The organism is Rhodococcus sp. ARP2 (assembly GCF_001029585.1).
GTDB classification, from domain to species: Bacteria; Actinomycetota; Actinomycetes; order Mycobacteriales; family Mycobacteriaceae; genus Rhodococcus_F; species Rhodococcus_F erythropolis.
On record NZ_LEKE01000090.1, the window covers coordinates 27786 to 42878 of the forward strand.

The window sequence follows — 15093 nt, forward strand, 5'->3', positions numbered from 1 at the left end:
CAGATCACCGGGAAGGCGATCGGTATCCGACCTCGGAGTTCGGCGCGTCATGCGCCGGGTACGCATGCACCAAGGCGGTAGCGAGTTTGGGTACCGCGTGAGTGAGCGAATGCTCGGCGCTGTGTGCAATCGCGTGAGCTTCGGCAAGCGTTGCCCGGGGATCGATGTCGAGTTCTGCATCGGCATGCAGTCGGTGTCCGATCCACCGCATCTTCAGATCACGAACACCGAGGACTCCGGGTTCGTGCATCAATGCATGCTCGGCGCCGTCCACCAACTCCGGTTCGACGCCGTCCATCAACCGCCGGAAGACGTCTCGGGCTGCAGTCCTGAGCACCGCCACGATGGCCACGGTGATGACAAGGCCGATGATCGGATCTGCCAACGGGAAACCCAGCGCAACTCCCCCGGCCCCCAGAAGGACTGCGAGCGAGGTGAATCCGTCTGTCCGAGCATGCAATCCATCGGCCACCAGGGCCGCTGAACCGATTTGCCTGCCGACCCTGATCCGATACAACGCCACCAATTCGTTTCCGATGAAACCGATCAAACCTGCCGCCGCTACCCAACCGAGATGCTCGATCTCGACCGGGTTGATCAATCGCCTCACCGCCTCGACACCGGCGATCACTGCCGACAGTGCGATCATGGCGAGCACGAACAGTCCGGCCAAATCCTCCGCACGCCCGAAACCATAGGTATAGCGCCTGGTTGCAGCGCGCCGACCGAGCGCAAAGGCAATCCAGAGTGGGACTGCTGTGAGCGCGTCGGAGAAGTTGTGAATGGTGTCCGCCAGCAGCGCCACCGAACCCGAGATCGCCACGATCGCAACCTGAGCAACTGCGGTGACTCCGAGCGCGACAAGACTGATCTTGACCGCCCGGATGCCGATTGCGCTCGATTCCAATGCGTCGTCGACACTGTCGGCAGCGTCGTGACTGTGCGGGGAGAACACTTCGCGAACTGCCGATCGAAACCCCTTCGGGCCGTGGACATGGCCGTGGCCGTGACTGTGGCCGTGGCCGTGGCCGTGGGACGTCTTTGGTTCGTGCGTCATGACGCACCTTCTTCTTGATCGCTACGATCGACCTTCGCCGAGCGCTCCGGGTGTATCTTCCGAAGTTCACCTTCACTACGGTGATGCCCCGGCAATCCGGGTCCGGCATGCTCCGCATTGAAGACCGCGTCCGTAACCAGTTGGCGCACATGGTCGTTCTCCAGGCGATAGAACACCGTCGTACCATCGCGGCGCGTTCGTACCAACCTTGCCATGCGCAATTTCGCCAGGTGCTGCGACACCGAGGGCGCCGGCTTGCCGACGCGTTCCGCCAGTTCGTTCACCGAGCACTCACGGTCTACCAATGCCCACAAAACCTGCACACGGGTTGCGTCGGCCAGCATCCGGAACACCTCGACTACGAGGTCGACTTGATCATCGGGAAGCTTGCGGCGACAAACACCACTATCTGCGTTCATACGTAGATAGTAGATCATGCTGGACGCCGAAGATGACCTCTCGTCGATTCACCAGTTGTGCAAAGCTTGGCGGCAGAGCCCTTCGCCACTCGCAGACCGGGAGACAACGATGAGTACCGACGATTGGAACGCAGGAATCATTGCGGAATTTCGGGAGAACGAGGGCAAGGTAGGTGGCCCCTTCGAAGGTGCGCCCATGGTGTTGGTCCACCACACAGGACGCAAATCCGGACGCGATTCCGTGAGTCCCATGATGTATCTGGCAGACGAGCAGGATCCGAAGACCATCTACGTTTTTGCATCCAAGGCCGGTGCCCCGACCAACCCCGACTGGTACTACAACCTCGTTGCCACCGACCAGGCAGAGGTCGAGATCGGCACCGAAACATACCCGGTCTCCGTCAGCGAAGTAACCGGCGAGAAGCGTGACCGCATCTACGACGAGCAGGCCAGTCGATACCCGGGATTTGCCGAATATGCGGAGAAGACAGCCGGGATCCGCACAATTCCGGTGGTGGCACTGACTCGCGCGTAAATCCAGGTAGCGCCTCCCTGTCGTTTCCATTCGGAAACGGCAGGGATCGTTTGTACGGAATTAGGTCGCTGAAGAGGCTTTGACCTCAGCCTTCGAATGCCGTCCGAGAGCCTTCGAATGCCGTCCGAGCAGCACGTATCCGACCCAGGATCCGACAACCACTGTCGCCGCGAGCGCCTGTACCAGGCCTTCGATACTCGCCGGATAGAACACGCCGGTGATGTAGTGCGAGATGAATCCGGTGGACGGCAACTCCGCGATACCGGCCATTCGGCGGGCCCAGTTCTCGAGATTGGTCAGCGGGCAGTCATATCCGACCGCTATCGAACCGGCTCCCCAGACGACTGCAAGAAGGTGAAAACCGATGGTACGACGCCACTTCCACGCCACGAACCCACCCAACACCACATAGAAGACAAACGCGAAGTGGACGAACACCGTCACTACTTCGATGAGCCGATACACCATCGTCGTCTCCGCTCGTGGCGCGGAAGTCCCGCAACAACCAGACTAATCCGATGTTAGTCCTCGTAGAGGTGATCTACCCGGTGTATGCAGCGGTCGTGCGAGCAGCGGCGGCTGCAGCTGCATCCGGGTCGTCGCCCGATGCGATCGCAGCTTCGGCCCACAGTTCACTGCTTCCCGCGATGAATGCCCTGGCCTCGTCGCTCGCCGACCACTCAGGTGTCTCGAGTGGCGTCGCGATCCCCAGTTCCACGTGGCGAGCCAGCCCGAGCAGTCCCATGTCCCACCCGACACCGACGGCACCTGGACCGTACTCGGCCCACCGATCCGGCGCCACGTCCGCGACGTGTTCGAAGTCGAACAGCGTTGCACCACTGCCTTTTTCGGCGAGATTCACAGTCACATAGCTCACATCGCCGCCGTATTCCCAGGTGATGCGAAGCGTTCGAGGAGCATCGCACGCCAAAATTTCGCCGCCGGCGTTGCCCTCGAGCTGATAGTGGCTGCCGATCCTGGCTTCTCCCCCGACCGGCATGAACCATTGGGGAATGCGGTCGAACTCGGTGATCGCCGCCCAGACCGTGCCGATGGGCGCCGCGAGGGTCCGCGACATGCGCAACGTGCGTGTTTTCGACTCGTCACCGCCGAACGGGCTCAGCTCTCGCGCTACCACCTGCAACGAATCAACCGCTCTGTCGATCACGACGCTCCTTGGTTCGGGAAAACTTCAGCTCAGTCGCTGCTGTAGATGTACCGATACTTCTTCTCCAGCGGCACTCTTGCCGATCGCCTTGCAGAGCGCCACGCGCAGCGGAAGCCAGTGTGGACCGTCACCGGACGGCATCAGCGTCGCCTCGAAGGGATGTTCACCATCGAGAGTCCCGACCACCTTCACAGCGCGCCTGGTTCCCAGAAGTTCCGCCGAACCAGGCACCGTCAGAAATGTCGCAAACGCCCCGTCTTTCTCGATGGGAGCGGTGAAGGCGTAATCGAGCGGTTGTGGAGTCTGGTCAGCGGCCATCTCGTGTCACTGTTCCGCAGCGAGTAGGACGTCGGTGTCGAAACAGGTGTGAGTGCCGGTGTGGCACGCGGCGCCCTCCTGATCGACGATCAGCAAGACCGAATCGCCGTCACAGTCGAGTCGCACTTCGTGGACGTACTGGGTGTGCCCCGACGTCTCACCCTTGACCCAGTACTGCTGGCGCGAGCGCGAATAGTACGTCCCCTTACGGGTTTCCAGTGTTCGCGCGAGCGCTTCGTCGTCCATCCACGCGACCATCAGCACATCACCGGTCGACTTCTCCTGCGCAACCGCGCTGAACAGTCCGGCGTCGTTTCGCTTCAGCTTCGCCGCGATTGCGGGATCAAGACTCATATGACGTTTATACCTTCCACCTGTGACTTCCGTGGAATTCCCCTGCTTGGTCGCCGTAGAATGGAAGTTTCTTCGCTTCTCGCTCTGGAAGAGGATCCGACATGAACCATCAACGTCATGACGGCCCACACCCGGAGTACACCTGCCACCTCGTGAACGCGAGCACCGATCGCGTCCCGACCCGCCACATCGTTGTCGGGATCGGCGCAGGCCTGAGCAGCAAGAATGTCGTCAGCTACGGATTGACGCTTGCCGCCAAGGAGGATTCAGCACTCCACGTCGTTCACTGCATCACGTCCGAGGACTTGCCTGTCGAAACCGACTCACCACAGTTCGAAACGCGTCTGCACGACGAGATGGTGTCGCAACGCGAACAGACAACCTCGACACTTGCCTCGCACACGGACACCTGGACATACGACTGCACCTACGGAGACCCGGCCGGTGTCATCCTCGCGACCGCGGACAAGTACGACGCCTTCACCATCGTGATCGGCTCACCGCGAAAAGGCGCTGCCTCCGCGGTGAGCCAACTGATACACAGCTCGGTCTCTTCCCGACTGAACCGGCAGAACCGCTATCCCGTGATTTCGGTTCCGAGCGGAGTCAGATCGGCGAGATAGCCGAACACGGGGCATGCCCGCCTAGCTGATCGAATAATCCTCGAGCGGAAAGCGTTTCGCTTCGACAAACGCATTGCGTGTAGACGTGGGCCGCAGGATCGCAGCCTCCCCGTGCTGATTGAAGTAGTAGCTCCGCGCAGTCTGGCAACTGCCGCCGTAAAAGACGGAGTCCGCGAGGTTCTCCGTCATCCGGTCCAGGAACTCGGCGTTGGCGGTTTCGGTGACCTCGAACGTCTCCGCGCCACGCCGCTTCACCTCGCCGAACAGTCGATCCATGTGCTGCATCTGGGATTCGATAGTCGTGAAGTAGGACAACCCGCTGTACGAGTACGGACTGGCGAGCGTGAGGAAATTGGGGAAGTAGGGAACCGCGACCCCCTCATAGGCCTGGAAACGGTTGTCGCGCCACCACTTACCGAGGTTTCGGCCCTCACGGCCGATAACCTCGATGGCCGGAAAGTTCACATCCCAGAGGTTGAATCCCGTTGCCAGCACCAGCGTGTCGATCTCGGTCTTGCGGCCGTCGGCCGTGACGATTCCGTCGGCAGCAATGTGGTCGATCGACGTGGTTTCGAGGTGCACGTTGTCTTTGGTGAAGGTACGGAAATAGCTGTTCGAGAACGTGGGTCGCTTGCACCCGAAGTCGTAGTCCGGTGTGAGTTGCTTGCGGAGATGCGCGTCACGGACCTGCGACCGCAGAAACGCTCGCGATGCGGCTGCAGCGCCCTTGTTCAACAGTTTGACCTGCTTGTAATGCAGGACCGCGCTGACCATGATCATTTCGAGTATCGACGAACTGACAGCGCGGGCGATTCGCTGGGTGAGCGGAATGCGCGAGAACAGCTTCTGCACTGCGCTCGGAATGGGGACGTCGATCTTGGGAACGACCCAGATCGGGGTGCGTTGGTAGACGGTCAACTCTGCGGCCTGCCGCGCCACCTCGGGGATCAACTGCACGGCGGTGGCGCCGGTTCCGATGATTGCAGTCTTGGTGCCCGACAAGTCGTAGGAATCGTCCCAGGCGGTGGTGTGGATGATCTTGCCCGCAAATTCATCGATACCGGAGATGTCCGGTCGATGGGGCTGCGAGAGGAAACCCGTCGCAGTCAGGAGGTACTTGGCAGTGATGTCCGGTGCCCCCTCCACGGATACGACCCAGTGCGAGGAATCTTCGTCCCAGCGGGCTCCGTTGACCACGGCACCGAACGTCATGTGCTTCCGCAGGTCGTACTTGTCCGCGACATGATCGGCGTACTTCTTGAGTTCGGCACCCGGTGCGAAGAGCCTGGACCAGTTCGGATTGGGCTCGAACGAATACGAGTAGGTGACCGACGCGATGTCGACAGCCAAACCGGGATAGCGGTTGACGTGCCAGGTTCCACCCAGATCGTCCTCACGCTCGAGAATCGCCAGGTTGTCCAGGCCCATCCGCTTGAGTTGAATGGCCGCACCCATTCCGCCGAAGCCCGCCCCCACCACTACTGCGTCGTACTGCACTGCCATCGGAGAATCCCTCTCATGAACTGCACACCCATGAACCACGCACCCGTGAACTGCACATCAGAAACTGACACGTCATTCCGTTATTGAGAACGGTATCATTCCAGACGTGACGAAGGCCATGACCCGAGCGGAACGAAAAAAAGCGGAATTGCGCCGCGAGATCATCGACGCATCATTCGAGTGCTTCGCGGAACGCGGCTACCACGCGACCGGAATTGCCGATATCGCAACAACTCTCGGAATCGGTCACGGGACCTTCTACCGGTACTTCGAGAACAAGCGCGACATCATCGACCACGTCATCGACGATCTGATCGCAAAGATCATCAGCGCACTCGCCGTCGAAAATGCCCCTGACGCAGCAAATACATTGGACGAGTACCGCGCCCAGGTCGGTCGCATCGCCGAAGCGCTCCCCCGCATCTTCTTCGACGACCCGCGCATTCCGCGGGTTCTGCTCTTCGAGACGACAGGCGTCGACGCCGATCTCACTGGCCGGATGCTCGATCTACTCGACCAGTCGGCATCCTTGACCGCGGCGTACCTGCATCACGGAGTCGAATGCGGCTATCTACGCGCCGACCTCGACGTCGACAACACTGCGCAGGCCGTCAACGGCATGATGCTGGCAAGTGCGATTCAAGGATTGCGAGCCGATTCGTCCGTCGACTGCACCACGCTGAACCAAGCCATCAGCCGCCTCATGTTCGACGGAATCCGCGCCGAGAACGCCTAGCGAACGACGATTCCCTCGGCACGCATCGCATCCTTGACCTCCGGGATGCTCAGATCGCCGAAGTGGAAGACGCTCGCTGCGAGAACTGCGTCTGCGCCCGCTTCGACTGCCGGGGCAAAGTGCTCGACCACGCCGGCACCGCCACTGGCGATCACCGGTACGTGGACTGCCGCCCGGACAGCGCGGATCATCAGAAGGTCGAAGCCCGCTTTGGTGCCGTCGGCGTCCATCGAGTTGAGCAGGATCTCCCCCACTCCCAACTCGGCACCACGCTCGGCCCACTCGACAGCGTCGATGCCCGTGCCGCGCTTGCCCCCGTGCGTGGTGACCTCCCACCCCGACGGTGTGTCCGGCTGCCCCTGGGGAACGGTGCGGGCGTCGACCGAGAGGACGATGCACTGCGAGCCGAAACGCTCACTCAGTTCCTTGAGCAGTTCCGGGCGCGCAATCGCCGCGGTGTTGACGCTGACCTTGTCGGCACCGGCACGCAGCAGACGATCGACGTCCGCGACCGTGCGCACTCCACCGCCGACGGTCAGAGGAATGAAAACCTGCTCGGCAGTACGACTTACGACGTCGAGCATCGTGCCACGATCCGACGTGGAGGCGGTGACGTCCAGGAAGGTCAGTTCGTCGGCGCCCTGAGCGTCGTACGCTGCCGCGAGTTCCACGGGATCTCCGGCGTCGCGAAGATTCTCGAAGTTGACACCCTTGACCACTCGTCCGGCGTCGACGTCGAGGCACGGAATCACACGAACTGCGAGGGTCATGACTGTGGTCCTCCTGAGGACGAAGCGCGCGGATCACCGAGCGCGTTGAGGATATCGAGAATCTCACCGTGGATGCCCGGGGCGGCAGCGAGCACCGACTCCGATTCTACGGTCCACGGGTTGCCGGCCAGATCGGTGACCACCCCGCCCGCACCGCGAACGAGAGCGACCCCGGCCGCGTTGTCCCACGCGTTGCGGCCGTAGACGATCGCTCCGCCCAGGATGCCGGCCGCCGTGAAAGCGAGATCGACTCCGGTGGAGCCGTGTATCCGGATCCGCGAGGACACCTTGCTGATCTCGGCGAGGAGGTCGAGACGGAAACTGCCGGGGATCCGGCCGCGACTGTTGACGTTGAGGGCACCCAATCCGACGATCGACGACGCCAGATCGGTTGGCTCCAGCGGCGGTACGGCGATTCCGTTGACCAACAACGGACCGCCGGCACGAGTGGCGTACGTGTGAGCGATCAACGGAAGCCAGGTCAATCCGAGTACCGGGACACCATCGTCGAGAAGCGCCAACAGTGTTCCGGCAGTGGGCAATCCGGCCGAGTAGTTGAAAGTACCGTCGACGGGGTCGAGAACCCAGACGAGCCCCGAACCGACGTCTGGGCCGCCGAATTCCTCGCCGTGCACCTCGATGCCGGTCTGCTCGAACAACTCCGCGGTCAACCGCTTCTCGAGCGCAAGATCGACCTCGGTGGCAAAATCACCCCAGCCCTTGCGGACCGCACTCGGGGCGCCGACACCGGCGACGAACTGATCGTGGACGCCATCGAGAAGCCGACCCGCAATCGCGAGAAGTTCGTCGAGGTCACGCGTCGGAGTCATCTGGAAAATCTATCCGGAAACTGCTGCCAGCGCTTCGGGGAGAGTGAAGCGACCGGCATACAGCGCCTTGCCGACAATCGCGCCCTCGACACCCTGATCAACCAGGCTGGAAATGGCGAGCAGATCCTCGATGGTCGACACACCACCGGAGGCGACGACGTGAGCGTCGGTGACAGCGCAGACCTGACTGAGAAGTTCGAGGTTGGGACCGGTGAGTGTGCCGTCTTTGGAGACGTCGGTGACGACGTAACGGGTGCAGCCGTCGCGATCGAGACGGGCCAGGGTCTCCCACAGATCGCCGCCGTCGGTGACCCAGCCGCGCCCACGGGTGCGGTACTGGCCGTCGACCAGACGAACGTCGAGTCCGACGGCGATCTTGTCGCCGTACTTGGCCAATGCACGGGCACACCACTCGGGATCTTCGATAGCGGCGGTTCCGAGATTGACGCGGGCACAGCCGGTGGCCAGTGCAGCTTCCAAGGAAGCGTCGTCGCGGATTCCTCCGGAGAGTTCCACCTTGACCGTCAGGTCGCCGATGACGCCTGCCAGCAGTTCGCTGTTGGACCCACGCCCGAAAGCGGCGTCGAGGTCGACAAGATGCACCCATTCGGCACCGTCGTTCTGCCACGCAAGAGCAGCGTCGCGGGGCGACCCGTAACCGGTCTCACTTCCCGCCTCTCCTTGCACGAGGCGAACAGCTTCACCGTTGACAACATCTACAGCAGGCAAAAGGACCAGGCTCACGTGCGGTAACCCTAGTAGGTCAGGACCTCGAACCGTCTTCCGGGTCACCGAACGCTTTTCGGGTCATCCGCTTGGATACGACGCCCATTGCCGCGATCGCAGCAACGACCCCCACGAGACCGATCGCGAGACCGACACCCGGCGAGGGTTTGAGCACGACGATGACGACGGTGGCGACCGCCAACGCAGCCACAGCGGCGCCGAGCGAGAACAACGCCAGACGAGCGAGGGAAAAGTCGTCGCCGCGGTTCGGGCCGGAACTCCCGGTCACAAACTCTGCACCCAGTTGCTCAGCAACTCGGCGCCTGCGTCGCCGGATTTCTCCGGGTGGAACTGCGTTGCCGACAACGCACCGTTCTCGACGGCAGCGAGGAACTTTCCGCCGTGATCTGCCCACGTCAGCTTCGGAGGTGCGATGTGCTCGGACGGCGCGAGTTCCCAACTCTGCACACCGTACGAGTGAACGAAGTAGAAGCGGGTGTCGGCGTCGATACCCTTGAACAGCATGCTCGACTCCGGAGCCTCCACGGTGTTCCAGCCCATGTGCGGCAAAACCTCTGCTTGCAGCCTCTCGACGGTGCCAGGCCATTCGCCGCAGCCCTCCGCCTCGACACCGAATTCGACTCCCCGGTCGAACAGAATCTGCATGCCGACGCAGATACCCAGCACCGGTCGGCCACCGGCCAAGCGTCTACCGATGATTCGGTCACCCTGGACTGCGCGCAGACCTTCCATGCAGGCCGCGAACGCACCGACGCCGGGCACCACCAGACCGTCGGCCGCCAATGCAACCTTCATATCGTTGGTCACCTCCACCTGCGCCCCGGTGCGCGCCAGTGCGCGAGTAGCCGAATGCAGGTTGCCGGAGCCGTAATCGAGTACAGCAATCGTGGAAGCGCTCATGCCCCAACTCTATCGGGCAACCCTGCTGCCGATCACTTTGCCGCCCGCGGCCAGTGCCGGGAGCAGAGCGACAACGACCGCGGAGACCGCGAAGACCCACGCATAGCCGGCAGTCGTGGCCACGAATCCCAACGCCAGTGCACCGATTCCGGTGCCGGCGTCGTAGCCGATGTTCCAGATCGCGCTGGCGGATCCGAGTTGCCTCGGGCCGGCAGCCTGAAACGCCATGACCAAGGATTCGTTCTGCACCGCCCCGAACCCGAGCCCGAAAAGGACCGCCGCGCAGAACAAGACCGGCGTCGGCCCGCCGTCGACGTTGATCGCGAACAGCACCAATCCGATGGTCGACGACGCCAATGCCGGCGCGAGTGTCCGACCACTGCCGAGACGATCGGCGATCAGGCCCGCCGAGTACCGGCCGATCAACATCGATCCACTGGCGGTCGCCAACACCACACCTGCAACGGCCGCGCGCTCCGAGATTGCGATCGGCAGTAGAGACGACAGCCCGCCGAACGACGCGGACACACACGCCAGAGCGAGCACCGGGACCAAGACGACGAACACACTCAACCGGGCGGATTCGCCGGTGGGCTGGGCGAAGATCTTCGGCAACCCGGCAATGGCCACCAGCGCGAGTGCCGGGATCAGCGCACCGAGAACGAACACCGGTGTTGCCGACCACCGTTCCATGATCGCAAGCCCCAGAGGAAGCCCCGCCATTTGTGACGCTGCGATCGCGATTCCCTGAGCGCCGGTGGCACGGCCCAGAATTCGTTTGGGCGCCAACTCCGCCACGAGCGCACTGCCGGCAACAGTCAGCATGCCGAAACCGATTCCTCGCACCGCGGAAACCGCCAGGACGGGGCCGGCGTCGGCCGAGATCAACAGCACCAACGACGGTGGACCGAGGAGCAGACATCCGACCGCCAGCACGCGCCGGTAGCCCTGCGTCCGCAACAACCGAGGCACGAGCAGTTGCGTCACGACTGTGGCCGCCATGAAGACACCGGTCACCGATCCGGCGAGCGCATCCGATCCGCCGGAATGTGCAACCAGCAACGGCACCACCGGCAACAGCAACGACCAGCCACCGAAAGCTGCCGCCGCCATGATCAGGACACCGATCATGCCCGGAGTGCGAAGCAACCCCGGCGATGGAGCAGGATCTCGCGTCACAGACGCAGTCACTTTTCGCGTCACAGACGCAGTGCGCCCGCTACCGCCGCCAGAACCGCCAACGCCAGAAGGATTCCCGACGCAAGCTTGTTGACCTTGAACATCGAGTAGGCGCCGCCCACGGCAATACCCGCGCCGATGAACAGCAAGTAGGTGAAGAGGACGCTCACAGTGTGCCCTTCGTCGACGGCACGCCACTCACGCGCGGATCCGGCTCGACCGCCTCACGCAGAGCGCGCGCAACGGCCTTGTACTCGGCTTCGGTGATGTGATGCTGATCGCGGCCGTACAGAACCCGAACGTGCAGTGCGATACGTGCATTCAATGCGATCGACTCGAACACGTGGCGGTTGATCACCGCGTGATACGGAACGCCCGGGTACCCGCCGATGACGGAATGCACCATGTAGTCGGGCTCACCGGTGTGCACGCAGTAAGGGCGACCGGAGACATCGACCGACGCGTGCGCCAGCGTTTCGTCCATCGGGATGAAAGCGTCGCCGAAACGACGGATGCCCTTCTTGTCGCCGAGAGCCTGGCCGAGCGCCTGGCCGAAAACGATCGCGGTGTCCTCGACGGTGTGGTGAGCGTCGATCTCGACGTCACCCTTCGCCTTGACGTCCAGATCGAAGCTGGCGTGCGTACCCAAGGCATTTAGCATGTGGTCGAAGAACGGAACGCCGGTGGAGACGTCGACGATGCCGGTCCCGTCCAGATTCAGTTCGACGACGATGCTTGATTCCCGAGTTGTTCGTTCGATCCGCGCGATGCGATCGCTCATGCCGTCTCTCCTGAATTCGTGTCGACCAGCTGGGTGCCTGCAATTTCGTCACTGGCCTTGATGAACGCGTCGTTCTCGGCTTCGAGTCCCACGGTGGCCCGCAGATATCCGGGGATGCCGATGTCGCGGATGAGAACCCCGCGGTCGAGGTATTCCTTCCACGCCTGTGCGCTGTCGGTGAACTGACCGAACAAGATGAAGTTCGCGTCACTGGGAATCACTCGGAAACCGGTGTCCGCCAGTGCCTTCGACACCCGATCACGCTCGGCGGACAAGGCGTGGACACTGCCGAGGGTCTCGTCGGCGTGACGCAGGGCGGCACGTGCCGCCGCTTGTGTGACCACCGAGAGGTGATACGGCAAGCGCACCAACAACAGTGCGTCGATGAACGCGGGAGCGGCGGCGAGGTAGCCGAGTCGGCCACCGGCAAACGCGAAAGCCTTGCTCATGGTGCGGGTCACAACCAGCTTGGCCGGGAACTCGTCGATCAGCGTCATCGCGCTGGGGGCAGCGGAGAACTCCGCGTACGCCTCGTCGACGATCACGATGCCCGGCGCCACGTCGAGGATGCGTCGTAGTTCCGCAATACCGACGCTGTGTCCGGTCGGGTTGTTGGGACTGGTCACGAACACGACGTCCGGTCGACGTTCCTCGATCACTGTGACGGCAGCATCCACGTCGAGTGCGAAGTCGTCCCGACGGAAGACCTCGACCCACTCGGTATCGGTACCGTCGGCGATGATCGGGTGCATCGAATACGAGGGAACAAAACCCATCGCGCTACGTCCCGGACCTGCGAATGCCTGCAACAGCTGCTGCAGAATCTCGTTCGATCCGTTTGCCGCCCACAGATTGTCGACGGTGACCGGTACACCCGTCTGCTTCGACAGGTACGCCGCCAGATCCGTCCGCAACGCGACAGCGTCACGGTCGGGGTAGCGGTGCAGTTCCTTCGCGGCTTCGCGCACGGATTCGGCGACATCGTCGATGAGCGCCTGCGTCGGCGGATGCGGGTTCTCGTTCGTGTTGAGCTGAACAGGCACCGTCAATTGCGGTGCGCCGTATGCCGACTTTCCACGCAGGTTCTCGCGAATCGGAAGGGCGTCGACCGTAATCGATTCTCCAGGAGCACTACTCATCGCAGAGCCTCGAATCGCAGACGCACAGCCTCGCCGTGAGCGGGCAGGTCCTCCGCGTTGGCGAGCGTGATGACGTGTCCGGCAACGTCTTTCAGAGCCGACTCGGAGTAGTCGATCACGTGGATCCCACGCAAGAAGGTCTGCACGCTCAGACCGGAGGAGTGACGTGCACACCCGGCCGTCGGCAGAACGTGGTTGGAGCCGGCGCAGTAGTCGCCGAGGCTGACCGGCGCCCACGGGCCGACGAACACGGCACCAGCGCTGGTGACCTGAGCTGCGACACCGGTTGCGTCCTCGGTCTGAATCTCGAGGTGCTCGGCCGCATAAGCGTTGACGACGCGCAGACCAGCGGAAACATCAGAAACCAGCACCGTGCCCGACTGGCTGCCGGTCAGTGCCGTGGTGACGCGTTCGCGGTGCTTGGTGATCTCGAGCTGCGCAGCCAGAGCCTTGTCGACGGCGTCGGCCAATTCGACGCTGGTCGTGACAAGAACGCTGGCGGCCATCACGTCGTGCTCGGCCTGGCTGATGAGGTCGGCGGCAACGTGGACCGGGTCAGCGGTGTGGTCGGCGAGGATCGCGATCTCGGTGGGACCGGCTTCTGCGTCGATGCCGACCAGTCCGCGGCACAGACGCTTGGCCGCAGTGACGTAGATGTTGCCGGGACCGGTGATGAGGTCGACCGGGACAAGCTCGGTTCCATCGGTGTCGGTTCCGCCGTAGGTAAGGAGGGCGACGCCCTGCCCGCCGCCGACGGCCCACACCTCGTCGACGCCGAGCATGGCTGCGGCGGCAAGAATGGTCGGGTGCGGCAATCCGCCGAAGTCGGCTTGGGGCGGCGAGGCGACAACAAGCGACCCGACGCCGGCCGTCTGAGCCGGCACGACGTTCATGACAACGCTCGACGGGTACACGGCATTGCCGCCGGGTACGTACAGCCCGACGCGCTCGACCGGCACCCAACGCTCGGTGACCGTGCCACCCGGAACGACCTCGGTGACGGTGTCCTTGCGACGCTGATCGGCGTGCACCTTGCGGGTGCGCTCGATCGCAACCTCGAGGGCTTCCTTGACTGCGGGGTCGAGTTCACGAAGTGCGCGCTCGAGCTCGGCTGCGGGTACACGAACCGAAGCCGGACGAACGCCGTCGAACTTCTCGCCGAACTCGAGGGCGGCTTCTGCCCCGCGATCACGAACAGCTTCGACCATCGGGCGAACCTGATGCAGCACCGCGTCCACATCCACTCCACCTCGGGGAAGCGCGGCGCGAAGTTCGGCCGTGGATGGGATACGACCACGCAGGTCGGTGCGGGCAAGCATGAGAGTTCCTCTCGTACGCAAACGGGGTGCCTGTGCAAGCGGCAGCAATCGGTCCGGCATTACAGGCCTGAACAATGCGCCTGAAACACAGAACTGATGTCAATTATCCAGGATAGGCGCACCCCATTTTTCACCGGTCCACCTGCGACGCTCACTGCAGGTCCGGCGCCCGCCGCCGGGCGAGTTCGATCAGCTCGTCCCTTCGGTCGGTCGCCACCGAGATTTCGCGTCCGTCGTGCAGACGAAAGCGGACCCCGGCGCCGGGTGACGCGAGAATTACCCGCATACCTGGGCCGGTCATTCGATAACCGATTCCGGAGCCCATCCCGATATGTACTGCAGTTGCAGACACAACTTCGTCCCACCGAAATACCTGACGCAGCCCCGGAGACAGCGCGATCGACACTCGTTCGACGTCTGTGGTGATGATCACGCGCACCTTCCACATGTACGCGGCCAACCCGAAGGACAGGACCGCGGACAACACGGCGCCGACGTTGCCCGCCGGGTCGTGTTCCACGATCGCCGCGAACCCGCAGACAATCACCAGGACAATTCCGAGGACGACGCACAATGCGGCCGTCGAACGCCGCAGTAGTGGGCTCAACGAAATGGACTCGTGAACTTCGTGCACAGCACCCCCGCCTCGATCGCCGACAACCCCCGCACCGCGGAACGGCACCGGGAACACGACCATCCCATTACTCGTGCTTTT

At 62.9% G+C, this 15093-nt stretch carries 21 protein-coding genes; 3 read left to right on the forward strand and 18 right to left on the reverse strand.

Features of this window, described 5'->3' with window-relative positions; genetic code table 11:
• Positions 1-4 precede the first annotated feature (4 nt).
• Together ABX74_RS25020 and ABX74_RS25025 are read right to left on the reverse strand one after the other, a co-directional pair.
• Positions 5-1057 (reverse strand): cation diffusion facilitator family transporter, encoded by a 1053-nt coding sequence (locus ABX74_RS25020; protein WP_047889931.1) that lies wholly within the window; start codon positions 1055-1057, stop codon positions 5-7.
• Positions 1054-1476, reverse strand: a complete 423-nt coding sequence (locus ABX74_RS25025) for an ArsR/SmtB family transcription factor (protein WP_047889954.1) — start codon at positions 1474-1476, stop codon at positions 1054-1056. The genes ABX74_RS25020 and ABX74_RS25025 overlap by 4 nt, the downstream gene beginning before the upstream one ends.
• Before the next feature lie 109 nt (positions 1477-1585).
• Between ABX74_RS25025 and ABX74_RS25030 the strand changes: the two genes are divergently transcribed.
• Complete coding sequence (locus ABX74_RS25030) at positions 1586-2011, forward strand: nitroreductase/quinone reductase family protein (RefSeq protein WP_047889955.1); 426 nt, start codon at positions 1586-1588, stop codon at positions 2009-2011.
• Between the two features lie 60 nt (positions 2012-2071).
• On the opposite strand, the gene ABX74_RS25035 is transcribed toward ABX74_RS25030, so the two are convergent.
• The 4 genes from ABX74_RS25035 to hisI form a co-directional block, all read right to left on the reverse strand.
• The gene (locus tag ABX74_RS25035) at positions 2072-2479 is read right to left on the reverse strand and encodes a DUF2784 domain-containing protein (RefSeq protein ID WP_047889932.1); all 408 of its coding nucleotides are present in this window, start codon (positions 2477-2479) and stop codon (positions 2072-2074) included.
• A 73-nt stretch (positions 2480-2552) separates the two neighbouring features.
• Positions 2553-3179 (reverse strand): SRPBCC family protein, encoded by a 627-nt coding sequence (locus ABX74_RS25040; protein ID WP_047889933.1) that lies wholly within the window; start codon positions 3177-3179, stop codon positions 2553-2555.
• A 24-nt stretch (positions 3180-3203) separates the two neighbouring features.
• Positions 3204-3497, reverse strand: coding sequence for a DUF1905 domain-containing protein (locus ABX74_RS25045; RefSeq protein ID WP_047889934.1), 294 nt, complete (start codon positions 3495-3497; stop codon positions 3204-3206).
• A gap of 6 nt (positions 3498-3503) precedes the next feature.
• Positions 3504-3851 carry a phosphoribosyl-AMP cyclohydrolase gene (gene hisI, locus ABX74_RS25050; protein ID WP_003942390.1) on the reverse strand — a complete coding sequence of 116 codons (348 nt, stop codon included), beginning with the start codon at positions 3849-3851 and terminating at the stop codon, positions 3504-3506.
• Positions 3852-3952: 101 nt separating this feature from the next.
• Here hisI and ABX74_RS25055 point away from each other — a divergent pair, with 101 nt between their 5' ends.
• Positions 3953-4474 carry a universal stress protein gene (locus tag ABX74_RS25055; protein WP_020969784.1) on the forward strand — a complete coding sequence of 174 codons (522 nt, stop codon included), beginning with the start codon at positions 3953-3955 and terminating at the stop codon, positions 4472-4474.
• Positions 4475-4495: 21 nt separating this feature from the next.
• Here ABX74_RS25055 and ABX74_RS25060 read toward each other — a convergent pair whose 3' ends face one another.
• Positions 4496-5977 (reverse strand): flavin-containing monooxygenase, encoded by a 1482-nt coding sequence (locus ABX74_RS25060; RefSeq protein ID WP_047889935.1) that lies wholly within the window; start codon positions 5975-5977, stop codon positions 4496-4498.
• A 118-nt stretch (positions 5978-6095) separates the two neighbouring features.
• On the opposite strand from ABX74_RS25060, the gene ABX74_RS25065 reads away from it, so the two are divergent.
• Positions 6096-6713 carry a TetR/AcrR family transcriptional regulator gene (locus ABX74_RS25065; protein ID WP_029255504.1) on the forward strand — a complete coding sequence of 206 codons (618 nt, stop codon included), beginning with the start codon at positions 6096-6098 and terminating at the stop codon, positions 6711-6713.
• Here ABX74_RS25065 and hisF read toward each other — a convergent pair.
• The 11 genes from hisF to ABX74_RS25120 form a co-directional block, all read right to left on the reverse strand.
• A complete protein-coding gene (gene hisF / locus ABX74_RS25070; protein ID WP_021344485.1) occupies positions 6710-7483 on the reverse strand; it encodes an imidazole glycerol phosphate synthase subunit HisF in 774 nt (257 codons plus the stop codon). The genes ABX74_RS25065 and hisF overlap by 4 nt on opposite strands.
• A complete protein-coding gene (locus ABX74_RS25075; RefSeq protein WP_047889936.1) occupies positions 7480-8313 on the reverse strand; it encodes an inositol monophosphatase family protein in 834 nt (277 codons plus the stop codon). Before ABX74_RS25075 ends, hisF begins: the two co-directional genes overlap by 4 nt.
• A 9-nt stretch (positions 8314-8322) precedes the next feature.
• Complete coding sequence (gene priA, locus ABX74_RS25080) at positions 8323-9057, reverse strand: bifunctional 1-(5-phosphoribosyl)-5-((5-phosphoribosylamino)methylideneamino)imidazole-4-carboxamide isomerase/phosphoribosylanthranilate isomerase PriA (RefSeq protein ID WP_003942371.1); 735 nt, start codon at positions 9055-9057, stop codon at positions 8323-8325.
• Between the two features lie 19 nt (positions 9058-9076).
• Positions 9077-9328, reverse strand: coding sequence for a hypothetical protein (locus ABX74_RS25085; protein WP_019748773.1), 252 nt, complete (start codon positions 9326-9328; stop codon positions 9077-9079).
• Complete coding sequence (hisH, locus tag ABX74_RS25090) at positions 9325-9960, reverse strand: imidazole glycerol phosphate synthase subunit HisH (RefSeq protein ID WP_047889937.1); 636 nt, start codon at positions 9958-9960, stop codon at positions 9325-9327. Before hisH ends, ABX74_RS25085 begins: the two co-directional genes overlap by 4 nt.
• A 9-nt stretch (positions 9961-9969) precedes the next feature.
• Positions 9970-11091: an MFS transporter gene (locus ABX74_RS25095; RefSeq protein ID WP_047889938.1), complete on the reverse strand. Its 1122-nt coding sequence runs from the start codon at positions 11089-11091 to the stop codon at positions 9970-9972.
• Between the two features lie 68 nt (positions 11092-11159).
• Positions 11160-11309, reverse strand: coding sequence for a hypothetical protein (locus ABX74_RS30485; protein WP_007732248.1), 150 nt, complete (start codon positions 11307-11309; stop codon positions 11160-11162).
• Complete coding sequence (gene hisB, locus ABX74_RS25105) at positions 11306-11920, reverse strand: imidazoleglycerol-phosphate dehydratase HisB (RefSeq protein WP_003942383.1); 615 nt, start codon at positions 11918-11920, stop codon at positions 11306-11308. Before hisB ends, ABX74_RS30485 begins: the two co-directional genes overlap by 4 nt.
• A complete protein-coding gene (locus ABX74_RS25110; protein ID WP_019748776.1) occupies positions 11917-13059 on the reverse strand; it encodes a histidinol-phosphate transaminase in 1143 nt (380 codons plus the stop codon). The genes hisB and ABX74_RS25110 overlap by 4 nt, the downstream gene beginning before the upstream one ends.
• Positions 13056-14378, reverse strand: a complete 1323-nt coding sequence (gene hisD / locus ABX74_RS25115) for a histidinol dehydrogenase (RefSeq protein WP_047889956.1) — start codon at positions 14376-14378, stop codon at positions 13056-13058. Before hisD ends, ABX74_RS25110 begins: the two co-directional genes overlap by 4 nt.
• Positions 14379-14529: 151 nt before the next feature.
• The gene (locus ABX74_RS25120) at positions 14530-15075 is read right to left on the reverse strand and encodes a hypothetical protein (RefSeq protein WP_047889939.1); all 546 of its coding nucleotides are present in this window, start codon (positions 15073-15075) and stop codon (positions 14530-14532) included.
• Between the last annotated feature and the right edge of the window lie 18 nt (positions 15076-15093).